Below are 1,201 nucleotides of genomic sequence, written 5' to 3' on the forward strand. Positions count from 1 at the left end.
TTAAATAGCCCCTAGATTGAACAAGTTTTAATCCTGAAAGGTCAACAGGCCCTAGAGTAAAATAAGAAAGGAGCCTCTTTAAAAATAAAATTTTTAGGTCATTACAGACATATTGTTATTTATGTTGTAAAGTTTGTGTTAACTGGCATTAAATTTGTATTAAATAATGCTCTCAAGGAAGGGTGGGAGTATGCAACGTTGTGTTTTACAAAACACTGACAAGCATGCGAAGAGCTAAGTTTTATAGCTCACAGCTTAAATAAAGTTAAACGCTTTCTTGTGAGAATGTTTAACTGAAATGTAGTGAAAACACTGCTTTCAGGACAGCAAATACATGTTTATATATAAAAAAAATAACATTGGGCTTTTACTTAGCTTGCTAATGCTTTTATTTGGCACAGCATGCAGCGTTACGCCTGAAATAAAAACCATTGACGAACAACCTCAAAGTAACTCGCCTGACTACGTCTCAATTACAGCCTTGGAGCTTGCTCAGCTAAAAGATGCTGCAATGCAGTGGCAACAAGCACGCGAAGGTATAGAGCGAATTTTAAGATTAGAAAAAGAAATAACTTACCTCGTAAATCATATTGATATTATAAACAGCAAAGCTATTGCGCAGTCTAATCAAGGGTATAGCAGCAAGTCTGTACGCTCACCTCGAAACACACGTAATGTTAAATCACGCCAACAAGTTAAACAAAACTACAGCAATAAAAAACAAGCTGTAAAATTAAATAAACCAAAACATGTATTTGCTTTGCAGGTAGCTTCGGTTGACTCAGAGCAAGGTGTGGCTAAAGCATGGCAAGAGCTAAATACTAAAGCAGCACCGTTGTTTAGAGACAAAATATTGACTAACGTAGAAACCGCCAAGATTAACGACAAAATGTTTTACAGACTAAAACTAGGCTCTTACCAAAACTTTAAAAATGCAAAAGCAGATTGTGACGTATTCAAGCTGTATAAACTCGATTGTATAGTAAGTAACTACACCGATAAGCCAGTAAGGCTGTAGCCCGTATTACGTAATATCAATCTGTAATAATACCTAATCAATCTTGGGGATTAAACCTGACGCAATTATCGCTAATAATTTTGATATACGAGTGCACGGAGGCAGTAGCTAGAGCAATACAGCAATAATTAGTGATAGTAATTAAATAATGCAATTTTGTTTTGTTATCAACTCGGTTTTCTT

Annotated in this window: 1 protein-coding gene; it reads left to right on the plus strand. The window is 35.4% G+C overall.

The window, feature by feature from the left end; translation table 11 throughout:
• The first annotated feature begins 334 nt into the window (after positions 1-334).
• Entirely contained in the window at positions 335-1,018 is a 684-nt protein-coding gene (locus tag H5072_RS19925; RefSeq protein ID WP_024594911.1) for an SPOR domain-containing protein, read from the plus strand.
• The last annotated feature ends 183 nt before the right edge of the window (positions 1,019-1,201 follow it).

It is taken from the genome of Pseudoalteromonas sp. SR45-5 (assembly GCF_014163565.1).
In the GTDB taxonomy this organism is placed as follows: domain Bacteria; phylum Pseudomonadota; class Gammaproteobacteria; order Enterobacterales; family Alteromonadaceae; genus Pseudoalteromonas; species Pseudoalteromonas distincta.